Raw genomic sequence first — 21,036 nt, 5'->3', positions numbered from 1 at the left:
TGCCGGACATGGCCCGGGGTACCCGCTGGCACAAGTCCTCGTTCTCAGGCGACGAGGACGCGCCCAACTGCATCGAACCCGCCGTCCGCCAGGACGCGTTCCTGCTCCGTGGAAGCGACGAGCCCGGGACGGTGCTGACCACCGCCCCGACCGGACTCGCCGCCCTCATACGTCACCTGCGCCGTACCCCGTAGCCGGGCCGTCGGCCCACCGGGCCACCAGGCGTCCGCGGCTCAGATCTGGTTCTCACCCCCGTCGACGTAGACGTTGGCCCCGAGCATGAAGCTGCTCTGGTCGGAGGCCAGGAACGCCACCACCGCGGCGGCCTCCTCCGGACGTCCCATGCGGCCCAGTGCGGTGTCCGTGGCGAGCTTCGTGCGGACGTCGGCCGCGTCGCCGAAGAGGTTGGTGATGCCGGGGGTGTCGATCGGGCCCGGTGAGACCGCGTTGACCCGGACGCCGCGGCCCTTGAGCTCGTTGGCCCAGACCCGCGCGAAGGTCCGTATCGCCGCCTTCGACGCCGCGTACAGGCCGAACGCCTCCGCGCCGTTGTCGGCGGCGGTGGAGGCGTTCAGGATCACCGAGGCGCCCTCGTTGAGCAGCGGCAGCGCCTTCTGGACGGTGAGCAGCGTGCCCCGCACGTTGATGTCGAAGATGTGGTCGAAGTCCTCCTGGGTGATCTGCTCCAGCGGTATCAGGGAGGCGGTCGCCGCGTTCGCGAAGACCACGTCCAGGCCGCGGCCCCGGGCGCGGACCGCGTCGTACAGCCGGTCCAGGTCCGCCGGGTCGGAGACGTCGCCCGGCACCGCGGTCGCCCGCGCCGCGCCGATGGTCTCGACGGCGGCGTCCAGCTCGGTCTTGCGCCGGCCGGTGATGAACACGTGCGCGCCCTCGTCGGCCAGCCGTACGGCGGTGGCCAGGCCGATTCCGGTGCCGCCGCCGGTGATGACGGCGGTCTTGTTCTCGAGCTGTCCCATGTGAACGGCCTCCACAGGCATCAGGACGACGTCTGAACGACGTCCGACTTCAGTACCGATCAGTACTGAAGGGAACCGTAACACGCTTCCGCACCGATCGGTACAGAACTGGGGCCGGAGAAGTACGATGGAGCGCATGGGTACGCAGCAGAAGGCACCGATCGGCCGGCCGAGGGGCTTCGACGCCGACGAGGCCCTGGAGCGGGCCATGCGGGTCTTCTGGGAGAAGGGGTACGAGGGCGCCAGCCTCACCGATCTGACCGGCGCCATGGGCATCACGCGCACCAGCATGTACGCGGCCTTCGGCAACAAGGAGGACCTGTTCCGCAAGGCCCTGGAGCGCTACGAGGAGGGCCCCGCCGCGTATGTGGCCCGCGCCCTGCGGGAGCCGACCGCCCGGCAGGTGGCCACCGCGTTCCTCCACGGTGCCGTCCGGGCCAGCACCCGCTCCGGCTGCCCCGCCGGGTGCCTCGGTGTCCAGGGTTCACTCGCCGCCGGCGACACCGCGGGCAGCGTCCGTGACACCCTCGCCGACTGGCGCAACGACGGCGTCTCCCGCCTGGCCGAACGGTTCCGGCGGGCCGCCGAGGAGGGCGATCTGCCGGCGGAGGCCGATCCGGGCGTGCTGGCGCGCTACCTCATGACCGTGGCGAACGGCATCTCCGTGCAGGCCGTCGGCGGCGCCACCCGGGACGAACTCCAGCGGGTGGCCGACGTGGCGCTGCGGAACTGGCCGCCCGCCTGACGGTTCCCGCGACGAGCAGTGCCACCGAGGTCCCTCCGACGCGCCGGCGCCGACGTCAGGACACCAGGAACTCCGCCGTCGAGAAGGTGACCACCGGCGCCGGGTCCACGACCCCTTCCCGACGGCCCGCGTACACCGCGACCGTGTCCTCCGTCTCCCCCCGGTACGTCCGCACCGCCAGGTCGGCCAGGCCGTCGCCGGTGAAGTCGCCGACCGCCAGGACGCGGGTCGTGCCCTCGGCCGGCGGGTCCACCGTGACGACGCCGGACGCGGTGAGCCCCTTCGTACGGCCCTGGAAGACGCGCAGCTCCGTACCGCCGGTCACCAGCTCCGCGTACCCGTCGCCGTCGAGGTCGCCCGCGTCCAGGACCGTGCCGGGCACGTCGAGTGCGGCCTGCGTGGTGACCGTGGGGCCGGTGAGGTCGTAGCGCAGGGCCGTGCCGTCCTGTGAGCCGACGGCCGCGTCCAGTACGTCCCTCTCGCCGCCGAAGGAGCCGAACGCCACGTCCACCCCCGCGGGCAGTGCGAAGCCCGTGCGGGCGGGGCCGGACGGGCCGCCGTACACGACGCTCGACGGGGACGCGTCGCCGTCTTCGCGGACCAGCAGGTCGTCGTAGCCGTCGCCGTTCACGTCGACGGCCGGGCCGGTGGGGACGCTGCCGGGTGCGGCCAGGGGCGCGTCCGCGGCACGCGGGGCGCCGTCGCGGGTGAACGGGCCGCGCAGATACGTCAGCCGGCTGGCCGACGCGTGCAGCACCAGGTCGTCCGCGCCGTCGCCGTCGAAGTCGCCGCACACGGGCTGGTCCGGCCAGTCGTTGCCGGCGCGGGCGCGGGCGGGCACGTCCAGCGTGACCGCCCTGCCGGTCAGGCCCGCGGGGGAGCCGAAGAGGAGCTGGAGCGGGACCGGCGGCTGCCCCTGGCCGTCGTACGGCGGGTCCGTGGAGACGACGAGGTCCGTGAAGCCGTCGCCGTCCAGGTCACAGCTCTCCTCCGCCTCGAACACGGCGGGCAGCACGCCGTCCGTGGGCGCCGCCTGCTCCGCGGGGCTGAGGAGCTGCCGTGCGCCCGGGTCGAGGCCGTCCTCCGTGCCGTACACGATGCCGATGCCGGCGTCGTCCGCGTGGCTCTCCGACTTCACCAGGTCGTTGAGGACGAGGTCGCGGCGGCCGTCGCCGTTGAAGTCGTCGGGTACGTCGCCGTCGCCCTCGCCGCGGGGGACGGGCACCTGTGCGTGGCCCTGCGTCGCCCTGGCCACGGGCTCCGGCTTCTTCGCCGTCGTGGAGGTCCGCTCGGCGGGGCCGCAGGCGGCGAGTCCGAGGCCGAGAACGCCTATGGCCAGGGCCGCCGTCCCGCGTACGCCCGCCCTGCCCGCACTTCGTCCGCGCACTGTCCACCTCGTCCGCATCGGCAACGACTGGCACATCATGCACATGTCGAGCGCGCACGGTAAGGGGCGGGTGGGTACTGGCGTACGAAAAACGCCGCCTCCCCGTCACGCACGGGAAGGCGGCGTCCTGCCGATTACCGGCTACTTCACCGGCTGCGGCTCCGGCGCGTCCTCCGTCTCGGCCGCGCCCGCCGGGGGCTCGTCGTCCGAGATCGGGGTCTTGACCGAGTCCAGCAGGAGCTGGGCGACGTCCACGACCTGGACGGACTCCTCGGCCTGGCCATCGTTCTTCTTGCCGTTGACCGAGTCGGTCAGCATGACCAGGCAGAACGGGCAGGCCGTGGAGATGATGTCCGGGTTGAGGGAGAGGGCCTCGTCGACGCGCTCGTTGTTGATGCGCTTGCCGATCCGCTCCTCCATCCACATCCGCGCGCCGCCCGCGCCGCAGCAGAAGCCGCGCTCCTTGTGGCGGTGCATCTCCTCGTTGCGCAGGCCCGGGACCTTGCCGATGATCTCGCGCGGGGGCGTGTAGATGTTGTTGTGGCGGCCCAGGTAGCAGGGGTCGTGGTAGGTGATGAGGCCCTCGACCGGGGTCACCGGGATCAGCTTGCCCTCGTCGACGAGGTGCTGGAGCAGCTGGGTGTGGTGGATGACCTCGTAGTCGCCGCCGAGCTGCGGGTACTCGTTGCCGAGCGTGTTGAGGCAGTGCGGGCAGGTGGCGACGATCTTCTTGGCCGACTTCGGCTTCTTCGTCGACTCGTCCTCGTCGTCCTCGCCGAACGCCATGTTGAGGGACGCCACGTTCTCCATGCCGAGCTCCTGGAACAGGGGCTCGTTGCCGAGGCGGCGGGCGGAGTCACCGGTGCACTTCTCGTCGCCGCCCATGATCGCGAACTTCACGCCCGCCATGTGGAGCAGCTCGGCGAAGGCCTTGGTGGTCTTCTTGGCGCGGTCCTCCAGGGCGCCGGCGCAGCCGACCCAGTACAGGTACTCGACCTCGGTGAGGTCCTCGATGTCCTTGCCGACCACCGGCACCTCGAAGTCGACTTCCTTCGTCCACTCCAGGCGCTGCTTCTTGGCCAGGCCCCAGGGGTTGCCCTTCTTCTCCAGGTTCTTGAGCATCGTGCCCGCCTCGGAGGGGAAGGCGCTCTCGATCATCACCTGGTAGCGGCGCATGTCGACGATGTGGTCGACGTGCTCGATGTCCACCGGGCACTGCTCGACGCAGGCACCGCAGGTGGTGCAGGACCACAGGACGTCCGGGTCGATGACGCCGTTCTCCTCCAGGGTGCCGATCAGCGGGCGCTCGGCCTCGGCGAGTGCGGCGGCGGGGACGTCCTTGAGCTGCTCCTCGGACGCCTTCTCCTCGCCCTCCGTCGTCTTGCCGCCGCCCGCCAGCAGGTACGGGGCCTTGGCGTGCGCGTGGTCGCGCAGCGACATGATCAGCAGCTTGGGGGAGAGCGGCTTGCCCGTGTTCCAGGCCGGGCACTGCGACTGGCAGCGGCCGCACTCGGTGCAGGTGGAGAAGTCGAGGAGACCCTTCCAGCTGAACTGCTCGACCTGCGAGACACCGAAGACGTCGTCCTCGCCCGGGTCGGTGAAGTCGATCGGCTTGCCGCCGGAGGTCATCGGCTGGAGGGCGCCGAGCGCGGTCTCACCGGTGGCGTTGCGCTTGAACCAGATGTTCGGGAAGGCGAGGAACCGGTGCCAGGCCACGCCCATGTTGATGTTCAGGCTGACCGTGATCATCCAGATCATGGTGGTGCCCAGCTTGATCATGGCGAAGAGGTAGACGAGGTTCTGCAGCGTGCCCGTGCTCAGTCCGTCGAAGGCCAGGACCAGCGGGTACGAGGCGAAGTACGCCGGGTCGTAGCCGTCCACGTGGTGCAGGGCGCCCTCCAGGCCGCGCAGCACCATGATCGCCGCACCGATGGTGAAGATGACGTACTCGACGAAGTACGCCTGGCCCATCTTCGAACCCGTGAAGCGCGACTTGCGGCCCGGCCGCGAGGGCAGGTTCAGCAGCCGGATCACCATCAGCACGATGATGCCGAGCGTCGTCGCGGTGCCGATGAACTCGATGTACATCTCGTACGGCAGGAAGCCGCCGAGCACCGGCAGCGTCCAGTCCGCCTGGAAGAGCTGGCCGTAGGCGGTGATGATCGTCGGCGGCAGCGTCAGGAAGCCGATGGCCACGAACCAGTGGGCGATGCCCACGATGCCCCACCGGTTCATCCGGGTGTGCCCGAGGAACTCCTTCACCAGCGTCACACTGCGCTGGTAGGGGTTGTCGGTCCGGAGGCCGGCCGGAACGGGCTGACCCAGCTTGAAGTACCGGACGAACTGTCCGACGGCGCGCGCGAGCAGCGCGACGCCGACCGCGGTCAGGACCAGCGACACGATGATCGCGGCGAGTTGCATGGAAGGGCTCCTCGGGCCTGCGAGGGTTTCTGCGGGGCTCTTCGCTTACCCCGACTGTCGATTACTAAGCGGTAACTTATGTAGTCCTCCGAGACTACCCACATCCGGCGCCGCACTGTAGTCGCGCGTGCAGTGATCTGGATCGCTGAGGACCGCCTGAGTGACCGGGGCGCGTCCGGCGCCACCGCCTCGGGTGCGGCGTGGGCGCGCAGGTCACCGCACCATTGTCCGTCCTCCTCCGGCTCTTCCCGGCACGGCCCGGTACGGCCCTCCGGGGAACGGTGAGGAACAGATCGTGTTATTCACCGAATAATGGTGCAAACGGGCATAGCCTCGGAGCGTGCTGTACGGAATCCTCACCGCCGCCTCCGCCCTGCTCCTCGCCTCCGCCCTCGCGGCGGCCGTGCGTGTGCCCGCGCTGCGTCTCGGCCTGGTCGAGCGGCGGCGGGCCCGTGGCGTGCCGCTGACCGGGGGCGTCGCCCTCGTCGCCGCGACCGGCGTGGTCACCGTGGCCGGCGCGTGGGCCGGGGGCGCGCCGCTCGGGGCGGACGACGGCGGCCGGCTGCTCCTCGCCGCGCTCGGGCTCGCGGTGCTCGGGTTCGTCGCCGATCTGCGCGGGCCCCGGGGGCTGCCCTTCCGGGTGCGGGCGGCCGGGGTCGCCGTCGCCGCCGCGGTCGTCGTGCCGTACGGCGACATCGGCTTCCTCCTCGCGGTGCCGAGCATCCTCTGGATCGTCTTCGTCGTGCACGCCTTCAAGGGACTGGGGCGCTGCGACGGCGTCCTCGGGGCCGTCGGGGTCGTCAGCGCCTTCACGGCCGGTGCGTGCGCCGCCGCCGAGGTGCTGGACGGGCTGGCCGCGCTGCTGAGCGTGCTGGCCGCCGCGCTGACCGGGGTGCTGATGCACAACTGGCCGCCCGCGCGCGTGGCGCTGGGCGAGTGCGGGGCGCTGTTCGCGGGGTTCGTGGTCGCGGGCGGGGTGGTGCTGGTGCAGGGCGCGCACGGGGGAGCCGGTTTCGGGATGCCGTTCGCGCTGACGGCCCTGGTGAGCGCCGACGCGGTGCTCGTGCTGCTGGCGCGGCGCAGGGCCGGGCGGCCGCTGTGGCGCGGCGCGCCGGACCACCTCGCGCACCGGCTGCGCCGGCTCGGCCTCACCGCGCAGGGCGCCGTCCTCGTCCTGGGGGTCGCGGCGCTTGCCTCGGCCCTCGTCGGCCTCGCCGTCCACATGCTGTGGATGAGTTCGTCCGCCGCGCTGTGGGTGGCCGGAGCGGCCGCGCTGACGGTCCTCGGGCTGCTGCGTGTGCCTGTCTACGGGATCGGGGGTACTCGGAGGGGCAGGGCCGGAACCGGTTCCGGCGGCCGCCGCGCGAAGGCCGCTCGCACCGGGACGGGCCGCGTCCGGAAGCCGGTGCTGCCGGAGAGCCGGCGCCCCCGGCACCCCGGGCCTCCCCGCCGGCTCCAGCCGCTGCCGTCCCTCGGCGGCGTGTCGGAGCCGGGGCGCGGCCGGTCCCGGTCCAGGGCCTGACCGGTTCCTTGGCGCGCACGACTCGTGGGCCGTACGGCGGAGGGCCCCGGTTCCTGTGTGTCGTGCACACCTTCCTGAGCCGACCGGCGCGTGAACCACGGCGCGCGACCCGTAGCGCGAACCCCGTGACCTGCCGAAACGGGCGCGGCCACCATGCCTGGCCGCCGCCTTGCGCGTAAGCCCACAATAAGACTTGAGTCCACCACGCTCAGGTCTGTTGACCCAGCGGCGGCTGTGATGCACACTTGAGCCTGTTCCACTCAAGTCAGCTGGAGGAATCGAAATGGCACGTGCGGTCGGCATCGACCTGGGCACGACTAACTCCGTCGTCAGCGTTCTGGAGGGCGGCGAGCCCACCGTCATCACCAACGCCGAGGGCGCCAGGACCACGCCGTCCGTCGTCGCCTTCGCGAAGAACGGTGAGGTGCTGGTCGGCGAGGTCGCCAAGCGCCAGGCGGTCACGAACGTCGACAGGACGGTCCGCTCGGTCAAGCGCCACATGGGCACTGACTGGAAGATCAACCTGGACGGCAAGGACTTCAACCCGCAGCAGATGAGCGCCTTCATCCTGCAGAAGCTGAAGCGGGACGCCGAGTCCTACCTCGGTGAGAAGGTCACCGACGCCGTCATCACCGTCCCGGCGTACTTCAACGACTCCGAGCGCCAGGCGACGAAGGAGGCCGGCGAGATCGCCGGTCTGAACGTCCTGCGCATCGTCAACGAGCCGACGGCCGCCGCCCTGGCCTACGGCCTCGACAAGGACGACCAGACCATCCTCGTCTTCGACCTCGGTGGCGGCACCTTCGACGTCTCGCTGCTGGAGATCGGCGACGGCGTCGTCGAGGTGAAGGCCACCAACGGTGACAACCACCTCGGTGGTGACGACTGGGACCAGCGCGTCGTCGACTACCTGGTCAAGCAGTTCCAGTCCGGTCACGGCGTGGACCTGAGCAAGGACAAGATGGCTCTGCAGCGTCTGCGCGAGGCTGCCGAGAAGGCGAAGATCGAACTGTCCTCGTCCACCGAGACCTCGATCAACCTGCCCTACATCACGGCCTCCGCCGAGGGCCCGCTGCACCTGGACGAGAAGCTCACGCGCGCCCAGTTCCAGCAGCTCACGGCCGACCTGCTGGAGCGCTGCAAGACGCCGTTCCACAACGTCATCAAGGACGCCGGCATCTCGATCAACGAGATCGACCACGTCGTCCTGGTCGGCGGTTCGACCCGTATGCCCGCCGTCGCCGAGCTCGTCAAGGAGCTGACCGGCGGCAAGGAGGCCAACAAGGGTGTGAACCCGGACGAGGTCGTCGCCATCGGCGCCTCGCTCCAGGCCGGTGTCCTCAAGGGTGAGGTCAAGGACGTCCTGCTCCTCGACGTGACCCCGCTGTCCCTCGGCATCGAGACCAAGGGCGGCATCATGACCAAGCTCATCGAGCGCAACACCACGATCCCGACCAAGCGGTCCGAGATCTTCACGACGGCCGAGGACAACCAGCCGTCCGTGCAGATCCAGGTCTACCAGGGCGAGCGCGAGATCGCGGCGTACAACAAGAAGCTCGGCATGTTCGAGCTGACCGGTCTGCCGCCGGCCCCCCGCGGCGTCCCGCAGATCGAGGTCTCCTTCGACATCGACGCCAACGGCATCATGCACGTGACCGCGAAGGACCTGGGCACGGGCAAGGAGCAGAAGATGACCGTCACCGGCGGCTCCTCGCTGCCGAAGGACGAGGTCGACCGGATGCGCCAGGAGGCCGAGCAGTACGCGGAGGAGGACCACCGCCGCCGCGAGGCCGCCGAGACCCGCAACCAGGGCGAGCAGCTCGTCTACCAGACGGAGAAGTTCCTCAAGGACAACGAGGACAAGGTCCCGGGTGACGTCAAGACCGAGGTCGAGTCCGCCGTCGCCGAGCTGAAGGAGAAGCTCAAGGGCGAGGACTCCGCCGAGATCCGCACCGCCACCGAGAAGGTCGCCGCCGTCTCGCAGAAGCTGGGCCAGGCGCTGTACGCCGACGCCCAGGGCGCGCAGGCCGCGGGTGGCGCCGACGCCGGTGCCGCCGGCGCCGGTGCGGGCAAGGCCGACGACGACGTGGTCGACGCCGAGATCGTCGACGAGGACCGCGACCGCAAGGACGGTGCCGCGTGACCGAGGAGACCCCGGGCTTCGACGAGCAGCAGCCGAAGCAGCCCGACGTCCCCTCCGGCGCGACCCCCGACGACGCCGAGCCGAAGGCCGCCCCCCAGGAGGGGGCGGCCCCGGCCGGGGACGCAGGCGATGTGGCCCTGGTGGCCCAGCTGGACCAGGCCCGTACCGCGCTCGGCGAGCGCACCGCGGACCTCCAGCGGCTCCAGGCCGAGTACCAGAACTACCGCCGCCGGGTCGAGCGCGACCGGGTCGCGGTCAAGGAGATCGCCATCGCGAACCTCCTGACCGAGCTCCTGCCCGTGCTCGATGACATCGGCCGCGCGCGGGAGCACGGCGAACTCGTCGGCGGCTTCAAGTCCGTCGCCGAGTCGCTGGAGACCGTCGCGGCCAAGATGGGCCTCATGCAGTTCGGCAAGGAGGGCGAGCCCTTCGACCCGACGATCCACGAGGCCCTGATGCACTCCTACGCCCCGGACGTCACCGAGACGACGTGCGTGGCGATTCTGCAGCCGGGGTATCGCATCGGCGAGCGCACCATCCGCCCCGCGCGGGTGGCCGTCGCCGAGCCGCAGCCCGGAGCGCAGACGGTCAAGGAAGAAGGCTCCGACGACGGGGCGGGCGCGAAGGACGCGGCGGGCGACGACAAGGAGAACGGTGGCCCGGACGAGGGCTGACGTAGCACGGACGACGAGGGAGGAGGGACGTCGAGGGTGAGTACCAAGGACTTCATCGAGAAGGACTACTACAAGGTCCTCGGCGTCCCCAAGGACGCCACCGAGGCCGAGATCAAGAAGGCGTACCGGAAGCTCGCCCGCGAGTTCCACCCGGACGCCAACAAGGGCAACGCCAGGGCCGAGGAGCGCTTCAAGGAGATCTCCGAGGCGAACGACATACTCGGCGACCCCAAGAAGCGCAAGGAGTACGACGAGGCGCGCGCCCTCTTCGGCAACGGCGGCTTCCGTCCGGGCCCCGGCGCCGCAGGAGGATCGTTCAACTTCGACCTGGGCGACCTCTTCGGAGGCGGTGCCCAGGGCGGCGGAGCGGGCGGAGCCGGCGGTTTCGGCGGCGGGCTCGGTGACGTCTTCGGCGGCCTGTTCAACCGTGGCGGCGCGGGCTCCGGCGCGCGCACCCAGCCCCGGCGCGGCCAGGACATCGAGTCCGAGGTCACGCTGAGCTTCACGGAGGCCGTGGACGGCGCGACCGTACCGCTCAGGATGTCCAGCCAGCAGCCGTGCAAGGCATGCTCCGGCACCGGCGACAAGAACGGCACGCCGCGCGTGTGCCCGACCTGCGTCGGCACCGGGCAGGTGGCGCGCGGCTCCGGCGGCGGCTTCTCGCTCACCGACCCCTGCCCGGACTGCAAGGGCCGCGGCCTCATCTCCGAGGACCCGTGCGAGGTCTGCAAGGGATCGGGGCGCGCCAAGTCCTCGCGGACCATGCAGGTACGTATCCCCGCGGGGGTCTCGGACGGGCAGCGGATCCGGCTGCGCGGCAAGGGGGCGCCCGGTGAGCGGGGCGGCCCGGCGGGCGACCTGTACGTGGTCGTGCACGTCGACGCGCACCCGGTCTTCGGGCGCAAGGGCGACAACCTGACGGTGACGGTGCCGGTGACGTACCCCGAGGCGGCGCTGGGCGGCGAGATCCGCGTCCCCACGCTGGGCGGGCCGCCGGTCACGCTCAAGCTGCCGCCGGGCACCCCGAACGGCCGTACGATGCGGGCCCGCGGCAAGGGCGCGGTCCGCAAGGACGGCACGCGCGGGGACCTGCTGGTCACCGTCGAGGTGGCGGTGCCGAAGGACGTGTCGGGCAAGGCGCGGGACGCCCTCGAGGCGTACCGCGAGGCGACCGCGGGAGAGGACCCGCGGGCGGAGCTGTTCCAGGCCGCGAAGGGAGCATGACCAGATGGACGGCCGTCGACGTAACCCGTACGAGCTGACCGAGGAGACCCCGGTCTACGTCATCTCGGTGGCGGCCCAGCTCTCCGGTCTGCACCCGCAGACGCTGCGTCAGTACGACCGCCTGGGTCTGGTCTCCCCGGACCGTACCGCGGGCCGGGGCCGGCGCTACTCGGCCCGCGACATCGAGCTGCTCCGCCAGGTGCAGCAGCTGTCGCAGGACGAGGGCATCAACCTCGCCGGGATCAAGCGCATCATCGAACTGGAGAACCAGGTCGCCGCGCTGCAGAACCGGGTGGCGGAGCTGCAGGCGGCGGTGGAGGGCGCGGCGGTGGCCATGCAGCAGCGCGAGGCCGCGGTGCACGCCTCGTACCGCCGCGACCTCGTGCCGTACCAGGAGGTCCAGCAGACGAGCGCCCTGGTGGTGTGGCGGCCGAAGGGCCGGCAGTCCTCGGACTGACGCCGGAGCCGCAGTGACGTGAGGGGCCCGGAGGCCGTGAGGTTCTCCGGGCCCCTCATGTTGTCCGGTGGCTGCCGGTGGCTCGAAGCAGTACCAGGGCCGGACAAAAGCCGTCCGCCTGGAGATAACCGGCAAAAAAATTCTCGGCGTCGCCCGCAATGACGCATGCCGGCTCACAAAGTGAAAACGATGAGTTCTTCCCGGGCTCTCAACGCTCTACTCTCTTCACACTGATAACACATATCGCTGTTGTCACTTCTTCAAGCGTTGGCTTTCAGCCACTGGGTCGCACTGTTGCGTCCACGCCCGGAAGGCATCTGGAGTGAACATCCGTAACACCCGTATCCGTATACGTCGTCCCGTCGCCCGCCGGACCGCCACCGCCCTGGCGATGTCCGCCGTGGCGCTGTCCCTCGTCTCCTGCGGTGGCGAGGGCGGCACCGGCAGCGCGGCGAGTTCCGCGAAGGGGGACGACATCACGGTGGGCCTTCTCCTGCCGGAGAAGGAGAACGCCCGTTACGAGAAGTTCGACCACCCCATCATCGAGGACAAGGTCGCCGAGCTGACCAGTGGCAAGGGGCAGGTCGCGTACGCCAACGCCGAGGGCGACGCCGACCGGCAGAACGAGCAGCTCGACCAGATGATCGCGGACAAGGTCGACGTGCTGCTCCTGGACGCCGTCGACGCCGAGGCGATCGAGAGCGGCGTGCAAAAGGCGAAGGACGCGGGCATCCCCGTCATCGCGTACGACCGGCTGGCGCAGGGCCCGATCGACGCGTACGTCTCCTTCGACAACGAACTCGTCGGTGAGGTGCAGGGCAGGGCGCTCGCGGACGCGCTCGGCAACGACGGCGGCAAGATCGTCATGATGAACGGCGCGACCACCGACCCGAACACCGCGCTGTTCAGAGCCGGTGCCACGGCCGAGCTCCAGGACAGGGTGACGATCGCCAAGACGTACGACACCAAGGACTGGAGCCCGGCGAACGCCAAGGCCAACATGGAGGACGCGATCGAGGCCGTCGGCCTGGACGGCATCGCCGGGGTCTACGCGGCCAACGACGGCATCGCCGGCGCCGTGATCGACGCCCTCAAGGCCGCCGGGGTCTCGAAGGTGCCGCCCGTCACCGGGCAGGACGCCGAACTGGCCGCGGTGCAGCGGATCCTCACGGGCGACCAGTTCATGAGCGTGTACAAGTCGTACCCGCAGGAGGCGAGCGCCGCCGCCGAGATGGCCGTCGCCCGGGTGCAGAACCGTTCCATCGAGTTCGACGCCCTCAGCCGTGACAAGGTCGACTCCCCGACGCACGAGGACATCCCGGCCCAGCTCGTGCCCGTGGTCGCGCTGACCAAGGAGAACATCGGCGACACGGTCGTCGCGGACGAGATCTACACGGTCGAGGAGATCTGCGCGGGCCGGTACCGGGAGGCCTGCGCGGAGGCCGGCCTGCGGTGACCCGCCGCCGCTCCGGCGTCCGACGGCCGTACGTCCCCCACCGCCGCCCCCGGTCCGTCGTGACCGGGGGCGGCGGTGCGCGTATGCGTCAAATCCGCTCTCACCCGGTCTGGCGGCGGTCCGGCACGTAACACATTGATCACTGCCTGATCCGGAGTGCCTCGCGCGAGGTATGCGGAACGGTGAGGGGCGGGACCGGTGGTCCGGGGGGCGCCTCGGGCCGGGCGCCGGCGGGTCCGCCGCCGCCGCTCAGGGCGCTGCGGAAGCCCCGGGCGGCCGGGCGCGCCGCGCCGGGAACGGCACGGCCTCCCGTACCGTCAACAGGTTACGACGGGCCGGAGGCGCGGCGCGGAGAAGTGCGGATTCTTTAGGTCAATCCGGATCGCCCGCGCCTTCGGTGAGTGTTGCGGAGACCGGACGGGCCGCGCATAGTTGCGCTGCGGAAGACGCTGGAGCCAGGGGTGGGAGATGGCCGGGCACGGGACGGACGCCTATCCGCACGGCGGTGACCGACAGGGTGGTGACCGCCTCGGCGGCCTGCCGACCTGCGGCCGGGACGGAGAGGGCCGGGACGTGCACCCCCATGGCGCCGAACGGCTGTGCGAGGCCGGGGACCGCCTGTACGCCCGGGCGATACGGCGGGGCCGGGTGTCGCGCGAGGAGGCGGAGGCAGTGCCCTGCCTGGTCGAGCTCGCCCTGCTGCACCCCGACCCCGACGACATGTGCTGGCTGGTGCCCACCTCCCCGCTGGAGGTCATGACCCGGCTGCTGCGCGGCGTCCACGAGGAGGTCAGCGCGAGCCAGGCCCGGGTCGGCACGGCGGTGACGGCCGTGGAGTGGTACGCGGGGCTCGGCGGCGACCGGGTGCAGCCGGCGGCCGAGGGCGCGGCGATCCGCGTCCTGGACGGGCTGCCGCGCATCCGGGCCGCCATGGACCAGGCGACCGAGGCGTGCACGACGGAGGTGCTCACCGTCCAGCCGGGCGGCATCCGGCGCGAGGACGAACTGAACGAGGGTCTGCACCGCGCCATGGAGATGCGCCGCCGGGGCGTCCGCATGCGCGACCTCTACACGCACGTGGCCCGGCACGGGCAGGGCCTGCACACCTACATGGAGCTGATGGGCGACGCGGCGGAGGCGCGCACCCTGGACGAGGTCGTGGAGCGGCTGATCCTCTTCGACCGCACGGTCGCCTTCATCCCCGCCAACGCGGACCGCACGATGGCGCTGGAGATCCGCCACCCGGCCCTGGTGGAGTACCTGGTCACGGTCTTCGAACGGCTCTGGCGCCTGGGCGTCCCCTTCACGGCCGCCCTGCCCTCCACCGGCATCGAGGGCATCACCCACCGGGAACGCTCGATCGCCGCCCTGCTGGCCGAGGGCCACCAGGACGCGGTGGTCGCGGAGCGCCTCGGCATCAGCGTCCGTACGTGCCGGGCCCACATCGCGCGGCTGTCGGAGACGCTGGGGGCGGCGAGCCGTACGCAGCTGGGGGTGCGCATCGCGCAGGCGGGGCTGGACTGCCCGCCGCGGACCGGCCACTCCGGGGAACCGTCTCCGCCCACGGCACTGTCCACCGCCGTCGTGCCTACCCCTGCCCCTGCCCCTGCTCCTGCTTCCGCTCCAGAATCCCCGACCGGCCGATGAGGTAGCCGAGCTGGGCGCGGCTCTCACTGCCGAGGGTGGCGGCGAGCTTGGCGATGTGGACGCGGGCGGTGCGCACGTTCATCCCGAGGCGCTCGGCGATGGCCGTGTCGGTGTGACCCTCGACGAGGAGGGCGGCGATGGCGTGCTGACGGGGGGTGATGCCGTTGACCGAGGGGGGCTGGACCGCTCGGGGATGCATGGGTGTCGCCATGCGCCAGAGGATGTCGAAGGTGGTGGCGAGGTAGGTGAGGACGGCCGGGTGGTGGACCTCCACGGCCATGGTGCGGTCCCGGTTCGCGGGGATGAAGGCTACGGACCGGTCCAGGATGATCATGCGGTTGGGCAGCTCGTCGAGGGTGCGGACCTCCGCGTCGCCGTCCAGCCGCTCGTAGTGGGCGAGGACCCCGAGATCGTGGCGCGTGGTGTGCTGGTAGAGCGTGCGCATGCGGCCGCCGCGGGAGAGCAGGTCCTGTTCCCGGGCCAGGTCGGCGTCGAGGAGCGCCGGGGGCCGCTTCCCGCCCGGCTGCACGGTGAGCAGTTCTTCGGCCGCCCCGGCCATCAGCCGGCCGATACGGGCGTTGATGTTCTCCATCCCGCTCACGACCGTGAAGGAGGCGGCGTCGCCCGGGGCCGAGTGCGGGGTGCCGAGCTCCATGAGGGGCCGCAGCGTGTCCGCCAGCCGCGACTCGCGCCGGCGCTGCCGGGCGATGTCCTCCGCGATGTCCCCGAGAAGCCGCGGGAGGGCCACGGCGGGCGGGAGGGGGCGCAGCCATCCGCTGTCGGTGATGTCCGGCTGCAGCAGGCCGAGTCCGGTCAGGCAGGGGGCCGGATCCGCGTCGCTCCGCCGGACACCGCCTTCGCGGAGCGCCCGCTCGTACAGGCTCAGACCCTCCTCGCACAGCTCGTCCGGTCTGTGCCCGTGCACCTCTGAAATCACATGTGACTCGCTTCCCTCGACTGTCGGGAGTCCTGCTCCAGGATGCCCGACTGGGCGATGAGGTAGCCGAGTTGGGCCCGGCTGCCGCTGCCCAGCGCCGTGGCCAGCTTCGCTATGTGGGCCCGGCAGGTGCGCACGTTCATGCCGAGACGGCGGGCTATGGCCTCGTCGACGTGGCCCTCCACGAGCAGCTTGGCGATGGAGTGCTGTATCTCCGTGATGCCGCCCGGGGCGGTCTCGTAGGGTGCCCCGGCGCTCAGCGGCACGGCGCGGCCCCACATGAACTCGAAGACCTTGACCAGGTAACGGATGAGGCCCGGGTGGCGGAGCTCCAGGGCGACCTGCTGGTCGTCCCGGGCGGGGATGAAGGCGACGGTCTCGTCGCAGATGATGAGACGCTCGACCAGCTCGTCGATCGTGCGGTACTCGGCCTTGCCGTAGGAGAGCTGCGACACGTAGGCCAGCCTCTCCGGACTGTGGCGGGCCGTGTGCTGGTAGAGGGTCCGGATGCGCACACCACGTTCGAGCAGTGGCCTGTCGCGTTCCAGTCCCAGGAGGAGGCTGCGCTCGGGCTCGGGGCCGCGGTCGCTTGGCTGGATGGTGAGCATCTCGTTCTGGCACTGCGCCGTGGCCAGGTTGAGTGCCCCGTTGATCCGCTCGCCCCCCTCCAGCACGGTGATCGAGTGAGTCGGCGCCGCCTCCCCGGCGCTGAGGGTCATGAACGGCTCGAAAGTGTCCGCCAAGGCGATCGACAGACGCCTACGCTCGGAGATCTCGCGCTCTATGGGATTGAGCCGTTGTGCCAGGGCCACCAGCGGTGGAACGGGTCGCAGCCAGTCCGGGTCACTGGGATCGGGGTGGAGGAGCGCGAGCTCCTCCAGGCATGGGGCGGACTCCACCTCCGCACGCGCGATGCGTCCTGCGCGCAACGCGTGCGCGTAGAGACGTCCTCCTTCTTCACACAGCTCGGTGACCGTGTGGGGATGTATCCCTCTGTCCCGATTCGCTACCAAATCTCCACCCCCCAGGGTCCTGAACGTGCAGGAACATGATGCATCGATTGTGTGGCGATGACGTGCCTGAATGAGCCATCGTCGTATCCGACGGGGGAAGAGGAGACCTTCAAGTGAGGACGAAGCCGACTATGCGTAAGAGAATGCTTCGCTCGATGCTTGGCATCGCCTTCTCAGCCGTTGTGGCCTTCGGAGCACTGAGTGGCCTCTCCGATGCGAAGAGCGACGTTCGGGCGGACAGTCACTGGCCGGCAAGCAGCGGCAACGCCGTGATCGTGGACGAGGGTTCCGGGAGTTGACGTGACCACACCTCCGGATGACCGCTCCTTCCGTCGGGAGATGGCCACCGCGTACCGTTCCGGCTGGCATTTCATCGACCTGGCCACCGCCATCCCCCACAGCGGTGACTCGTTGATGGTGACCGTGTTCGGCGAGCCGGTGGTGGTCACCCGGGACGAGGACGAGGACATTCGGGCGTACCGGTGTCTGCGGCGACCGCGCGGCGCGCCGCAGCCAGTACGGTGTGCCGTCCGGTACGGGATGATCTTCGTGAACCTCGACCAGCGCGACCACCGGCTCCCCCGGCCGGAGGCCCCGGCGGCCCCCGCGGCCGTTTCAGCCACCCCCCGCAGTGCCTGACGCGATTCCCCCGTCGTTGTAGATCGCGCAGGCGCTTCCCCCCAGCAGCGGCGTCACCGTGACCTGAACACGGTGACGCCGCTGCAGGTTTACGGCCTTTTCCCTGATGTGGGCGGATCGGTTCCCCGGTGACCCGGGTCGGATCCGGCCACGGCCGTGCCCGCATGCCGTGCGCCGGCCGCGCTTCCAAGGCGTCTCCACCGGAGGCGCCTTTCTGCTTGCCGTCGGGCCCTCGTCACCTCCGGCCCGCCGGCCGGGAGCGCGCCGATCCGCGGGGTACGCGTCCGGCAGGGCGACTCCGTGCCGCTCCGCCTCCCCGAATCGCCCTTGAGTGGAATAGACTCAACTTTGTGCACGTTGCCGAAGTCAGAGTGGTGCAGGCAACAGCTGAGCGAGGCTGACGCAAGGAGGAGAAGGCGAACGTGGATGCCGAGCTGACCAACAGGAGCCGGGACGCGATCAGGACGGCCGGCAATCGGGCCGTGGCCGAGGGGCACGCGGACCTCACCCCGGCCCACCTGCTCCTGGCTCTGCTCCAGGGGCGAGGCCGTCAGGAGAACGAGAACATCATCGACCTGCTGGCGGCCGTCGACGCCGACCAGGCCTCCGTGCGCGCGGGCGCCGAACGCGTCCTCGCCGGCCTGCCCAGCGTGACCGGCTCCACCGTCGCGCCGCCCCAGCCCAACCGCGAGCTGCTCGCCGTCATCGCCGAGGCGCAGGCCAAGGCCAAGGAGCTGGGCGACGAGTACCTCTCCACGGAGCACCTGCTGATCGGCATCGCCGCGAAGGGCGGCCAGGCCGGTGACGTACTGTCCGGTCAAGGGGCCACGGCCAAGCGGCTGCAGGAGGCCTTCACCAAGGCGAGGGGAGGGCGCCGGGTGACCACACCCGACCCCGAGGGCCAGTACAAGGCCCTGGAGAAGTTCGGCACCGACTTCACGGCGGCGGCCCGCGAGGGCAAGCTCGACCCGGTCATCGGCCGGGACACCGAGATCCGCCGCGTGGTGCAGGTGCTGTCCCGCCGTACCAAGAACAACCCGGTGCTGATCGGTGAGCCGGGCGTCGGCAAGACCGCCGTGGTCGAGGGGCTCGCCCAGCGCATCGTGAAGGGCGACGTGCCCGAGTCGCTGAAGGACAAGCGGCTGGTCGCGCTCGACCTCGGGGCGATGGTCGCCGGGGCCAAGTACCGCGGTGAGTTCGAGGAGCGGCTGAAGACCGTCCTCGCGGAGATCAAGGACTCCGACGGGCAGATCATCACCTTCATCGACGAGCTGCACACCGTCGTGGGCGCGGGCGCCGGCGGCGACTCCGCCATGGACGCCGGCAACATGCTCAAGCCCATGCTCGCCCGCGGTGAGCTGCGCATGGTCGGCGCGACGACGCTGGACGAGTACCGGGAGCGGATCGAGAAGGACCCGGCCCTGGAGCGCCGCTTCCAGCAGGTGCTGGTCGCCGAGCCCACCGTCGAGGACACCGTCGCGATCCTGCGCGGGCTCAAGGGCCGCTACGAGGCGCACCACAAGGTGCAGATCGCGGACGGGGCGCTGGTCGCCGCCGCCACCCTCTCCGACCGCTACATCACCTCCCGCTTCCTGCCCGACAAGGCCATCGACCTCGTGGACGAGGCCGCCTCCCGGCTGCGGATGGAGATCGACTCCTCGCCCGTCGAGATCGACGAGCTGCAGCGCGCCGTCGACCGGCTGCGCATGGAGGAGCTGGCGCTCAGCAAGGAGACCGACCAGGCTGCGCGCGAGCGGCTGGAGCGGCTGCGCCGCGACCTCGCCGACAAGGAGGAGGAGCTGCGCGGGCTGACCGCCCGCTGGGAGAAGGAGAAGCAGTCCCTCAACCGGGTCGGTGAGCTGAAGGAGAAGCTGGACGACCTGCGCGGCCAGGCCGAGCGCGCCCAGCGCGACGGCGACTTCGACACCGCGTCCAAGCTGCTGTACGGCGAGATCCCGGCCCTGGAGCGGGACCTGGAGGAGGCCTCCGCCGCCGAGGAGGAGGCCGCCAGGGACACCATGGTGAAGGAGGAGGTCGGCCCGGACGACATCGCGGACGTCGTCGGCTCCTGGACCGGCATCCCGGCCGGCCGGCTGCTGGAGGGCGAGAGCCAGAAACTGCTGCGGATGGAGGACGAGCTCGGCAAGCGGCTCATCGGCCAGACGGAGGCCGTGCGCGCCGTGTCGGACGCCGTGCGCCGTACCCGCGCCGGGATCTCCGACCCCGACCGGCCCACCGGGTCCTTCCTCTTCCTCGGTCCGACCGGTGTCGGCAAGACCGAGCTGGCCAAGGCGCTCGCGGACTTCCTCTTCGACGACGAGCGGGCCATGGTCCGCATCGACATGTCGGAGTACAGCGAGAAGCACAGCGTGGCCCGGCTGGTCGGCGCGCCCCCCGGGTACGTCGGCTACGAGGAGGGCGGCCAGCTGACGGAGGCGGTACGCCGCAGGCCGTACAGCGTGGTCCTGCTGGACGAGGTGGAGAAGGCCCATCCCGAGGTCTTCGACATCCTGCTGCAGGTACTGGACGACGGGCGCCTCACGGATGGCCAGGGCCGTACGGTCGACTTCCGCAACACGATCCTGATCCTGACCTCCAACCTGGGCAGCCAGTTCCTGGTCGACCCGCTGAGCAGTGAGGTGGAGAAGAAGGAGCAGGTGCTGGAGGTCGTCCGCGCCTCGTTCAAGCCGGAGTTCCTCAACCGGCTGGACGACCTGGTGGTCTTCTCCGCCCTGACCAAGGACGAGCTGAGCCGGATCGCCCGGCTCCAGATCGACTCCCTGGCCCGGCGGCTCGCCGAGCGCCGGCTCACCCTGGAGGTCGGCGACGAGGCCCTGGCCTGGCTCGCCGACGAGGGCATGGACCCGGCCTACGGCGCCCGCCCGCTGCGCCGCCTGGTGCAGACCGCGATCGGCGACCGCCTCGCCCGGGAGATCCTCTCCGGCGAGATCAAGGACGGCGACACCGTCCGCGTGGACCGCTTCGGCGACGACCTGATCGTGGGGCCGGGAAGCGGCAAGACGCTGTAGCGGCGCGGTGGTGCGTACGGCCCGTCACCCCGGGAGGGCGGCGGGCCGTGGCGCGGCACGGCGCGTACGCCGGAACCGGCCCCGGCGGCCACGGCGGAGGACGAGAATCGGAGCCCGGTGGTTTCGGCTGACCGGATCGAGCCAGCCGATGGGTGACAGGCCCGTCGGGGCTTGCCACCCCCCTCCCCGGATGAGGGAGGATGGCGGAATCCGTACGAAGGGAAAAACACGGTGAGCATCGACCCGTCCTCGATTCCGAACTTCGGGGGCCAGCAGCCACAGCCGCAGCCGCAAGGACCGGCGGGCCCCGTGGTCCCGGATCAGGACCTCGTGAAGCAGCTCCTCGACCAGATGGAGTTGAAGTACGTCGTCGACGACGAGGGTGACCTCGCGGCGCCGTGGGAGCAGTTCCGTACGTACTTCATGTTCCGCGGCGAGGCCGAGCAGCAGGTGTTCTCGGTGCGGACGTTCTACGACCGGCCGCACGACATCGAGCAGAAGGCCGCGCTGCTCGAGCAGATCGACGAGTGGAACCGCCGCACCCTGTGGCCGAAGGTCTACAGCCACACCCACGAGGACGGCACCGTCCGCCTCATCGGCGAGGCGCAGATGCTGATCGGCACGGGTGTCAGCCTGGAGCACTTCGTGTCGTCGACGGTGAGCTGGGTGCGGGCCGCCATCGAGTTCGACCGCTGGCTCGTCGAGCAGCTCGGTCTCGCGGAGGACGTCGACGAGGCGGAGAAGCCCGGGGACGAGTGATCCTCG

The 21,036-nt window shown here is 70.8% G+C and carries 17 protein-coding genes; 12 read left to right on the top strand and 5 right to left on the bottom strand.

All coding sequences use genetic code 11. The annotated features are described in order from the left end of the window. Positions 1–8 precede the first annotated feature (8 nt). Positions 9–194: a DUF397 domain-containing protein gene (locus tag IEZ04_RS26655; RefSeq protein ID WP_189219507.1), complete on the top strand. Its 186-nt coding sequence runs from the start codon at positions 9–11 to the stop codon at positions 192–194. A gap of 39 nt (positions 195–233) precedes the next feature. Here the strand turns inward: IEZ04_RS26655 and IEZ04_RS26650 are convergent, their stop codons facing one another. After that, positions 234–977 carry an SDR family NAD(P)-dependent oxidoreductase gene (locus tag IEZ04_RS26650; RefSeq protein ID WP_189219506.1) on the bottom strand — a complete coding sequence of 248 codons (744 nt, stop codon included), beginning with the start codon at positions 975–977 and terminating at the stop codon, positions 234–236. Between the two features lie 136 nt (positions 978–1,113). Between IEZ04_RS26650 and IEZ04_RS26645 the strand changes: the two genes are divergently transcribed. Continuing rightward, positions 1,114–1,722 (top strand): TetR/AcrR family transcriptional regulator, encoded by a 609-nt coding sequence (locus IEZ04_RS26645; protein ID WP_189219505.1) that lies wholly within the window; start codon positions 1,114–1,116, stop codon positions 1,720–1,722. Positions 1,723–1,777: 55 nt separating this feature from the next. Here the strand turns inward: IEZ04_RS26645 and IEZ04_RS26640 are convergent, their stop codons facing one another. Continuing rightward, positions 1,778–3,109, bottom strand: a complete 1,332-nt coding sequence (locus IEZ04_RS26640; protein WP_229821290.1) for an FG-GAP repeat domain-containing protein — start codon at positions 3,107–3,109, stop codon at positions 1,778–1,780. Between the two features lie 141 nt (positions 3,110–3,250). Continuing rightward, positions 3,251–5,530, bottom strand: a complete 2,280-nt coding sequence (locus IEZ04_RS26635; protein WP_189219503.1) for a heterodisulfide reductase-related iron-sulfur binding cluster — start codon at positions 5,528–5,530, stop codon at positions 3,251–3,253. A 340-nt stretch (positions 5,531–5,870) separates the two neighbouring features. Here IEZ04_RS26635 and IEZ04_RS26630 point away from each other — a divergent pair, with 340 nt between their 5' ends. The 7 genes from IEZ04_RS26630 to IEZ04_RS26600 all read left to right on the top strand — a co-directional run bounded on the left by IEZ04_RS26630 (position 5,871) and on the right by IEZ04_RS26600 (position 14,653). Then, complete coding sequence (locus tag IEZ04_RS26630) at positions 5,871–7,052, top strand: MraY family glycosyltransferase (RefSeq protein WP_189219502.1); 1,182 nt, start codon at positions 5,871–5,873, stop codon at positions 7,050–7,052. Between the two features lie 283 nt (positions 7,053–7,335). Next, positions 7,336–9,195, top strand: a complete 1,860-nt coding sequence (gene dnaK, locus IEZ04_RS26625) for a molecular chaperone DnaK (RefSeq protein ID WP_189219501.1) — start codon at positions 7,336–7,338, stop codon at positions 9,193–9,195. Next, on the top strand, positions 9,192–9,869 hold the full coding sequence (gene grpE / locus IEZ04_RS26620; RefSeq protein WP_189219500.1) for a nucleotide exchange factor GrpE: 678 nt from the start codon (positions 9,192–9,194) through the stop codon (positions 9,867–9,869). Before dnaK ends, grpE begins: the two co-directional genes overlap by 4 nt. A 36-nt stretch (positions 9,870–9,905) precedes the next feature. Next, positions 9,906–11,093 (top strand): molecular chaperone DnaJ, encoded by a 1,188-nt coding sequence (dnaJ, locus tag IEZ04_RS26615; RefSeq protein WP_189219499.1) that lies wholly within the window; start codon positions 9,906–9,908, stop codon positions 11,091–11,093. 4 nt (positions 11,094–11,097) lie between these two features. Beyond that, positions 11,098–11,550, top strand: coding sequence for a heat shock protein transcriptional repressor HspR (locus IEZ04_RS26610; RefSeq protein WP_189219498.1), 453 nt, complete (start codon positions 11,098–11,100; stop codon positions 11,548–11,550). A 322-nt stretch (positions 11,551–11,872) separates the two neighbouring features. Beyond that, the gene (locus IEZ04_RS26605; protein WP_373296363.1) at positions 11,873–13,006 is read left to right on the top strand and encodes a sugar ABC transporter substrate-binding protein; all 1,134 of its coding nucleotides are present in this window, start codon (positions 11,873–11,875) and stop codon (positions 13,004–13,006) included. A 468-nt stretch (positions 13,007–13,474) separates the two neighbouring features. Beyond that, entirely contained in the window at positions 13,475–14,653 is a 1,179-nt protein-coding gene (locus tag IEZ04_RS26600) for a helix-turn-helix transcriptional regulator (RefSeq protein ID WP_189219497.1), read from the top strand. On the opposite strand, the gene IEZ04_RS26595 is transcribed toward IEZ04_RS26600, so the two are convergent. Further along, complete coding sequence (locus IEZ04_RS26595) at positions 14,595–15,587, bottom strand: LuxR C-terminal-related transcriptional regulator (protein WP_189219544.1); 993 nt, start codon at positions 15,585–15,587, stop codon at positions 14,595–14,597. The genes IEZ04_RS26600 and IEZ04_RS26595 overlap by 59 nt on opposite strands. Beyond that, positions 15,587–16,618, bottom strand: a complete 1,032-nt coding sequence (locus IEZ04_RS26590; RefSeq protein WP_373296365.1) for a helix-turn-helix transcriptional regulator — start codon at positions 16,616–16,618, stop codon at positions 15,587–15,589. The genes IEZ04_RS26595 and IEZ04_RS26590 overlap by 1 nt, the downstream gene beginning before the upstream one ends. Before the next feature lie 285 nt (positions 16,619–16,903). Here IEZ04_RS26590 and IEZ04_RS26585 point away from each other — a divergent pair, with 285 nt between their 5' ends. The 3 genes from IEZ04_RS26585 (at position 16,904) to IEZ04_RS26575 (ending at position 21,030) form a co-directional block, all read left to right on the top strand. Further along, a complete protein-coding gene (locus IEZ04_RS26585) occupies positions 16,904–17,242 on the top strand; it encodes a Rieske (2Fe-2S) protein (protein WP_189219495.1) in 339 nt (112 codons plus the stop codon). Between the two features lie 422 nt (positions 17,243–17,664). Next, positions 17,665–20,271: an ATP-dependent chaperone ClpB gene (clpB, locus tag IEZ04_RS26580; RefSeq protein ID WP_189219494.1), complete on the top strand. Its 2,607-nt coding sequence runs from the start codon at positions 17,665–17,667 to the stop codon at positions 20,269–20,271. A gap of 231 nt (positions 20,272–20,502) precedes the next feature. Then, a complete protein-coding gene (locus tag IEZ04_RS26575; protein WP_189219493.1) occupies positions 20,503–21,030 on the top strand; it encodes a YbjN domain-containing protein in 528 nt (175 codons plus the stop codon). Positions 21,031–21,036 lie beyond the last annotated feature (6 nt).

The organism is Streptomyces ruber (assembly GCF_014648075.1).
GTDB lineage: Bacteria > Actinomycetota > Actinomycetes > Streptomycetales > Streptomycetaceae > Streptomyces > Streptomyces ruber.
Note: the sequence above shows the minus strand (reverse complement) of the source record. Positions and strands in the feature narration are given on the sequence as shown.

Coding starts and splice junctions, on each gene's coding strand:
- IEZ04_RS26655 (WP_189219507.1), top strand. CDS start 9: ATGGCCCGGGGTACCCGCTGGCACAAGTCCTCGTTCTCAGGCGACGAG.
- IEZ04_RS26650 (WP_189219506.1), bottom strand. CDS start 977: ATGGGACAGCTCGAGAACAAGACCGCCGTCATCACCGGCGGCGGCACC.
- IEZ04_RS26645 (WP_189219505.1), top strand. CDS start 1,114: ATGGGTACGCAGCAGAAGGCACCGATCGGCCGGCCGAGGGGCTTCGAC.
- IEZ04_RS26635 (WP_189219503.1), bottom strand. CDS start 5,530: ATGCAACTCGCCGCGATCATCGTGTCGCTGGTCCTGACCGCGGTCGGC.
- dnaK (WP_189219501.1), top strand. CDS start 7,336: ATGGCACGTGCGGTCGGCATCGACCTGGGCACGACTAACTCCGTCGTC.
- IEZ04_RS26610 (WP_189219498.1), top strand. CDS start 11,098: ATGGACGGCCGTCGACGTAACCCGTACGAGCTGACCGAGGAGACCCCG.
- IEZ04_RS26600 (WP_189219497.1), top strand. CDS start 13,475: ATGGCCGGGCACGGGACGGACGCCTATCCGCACGGCGGTGACCGACAG.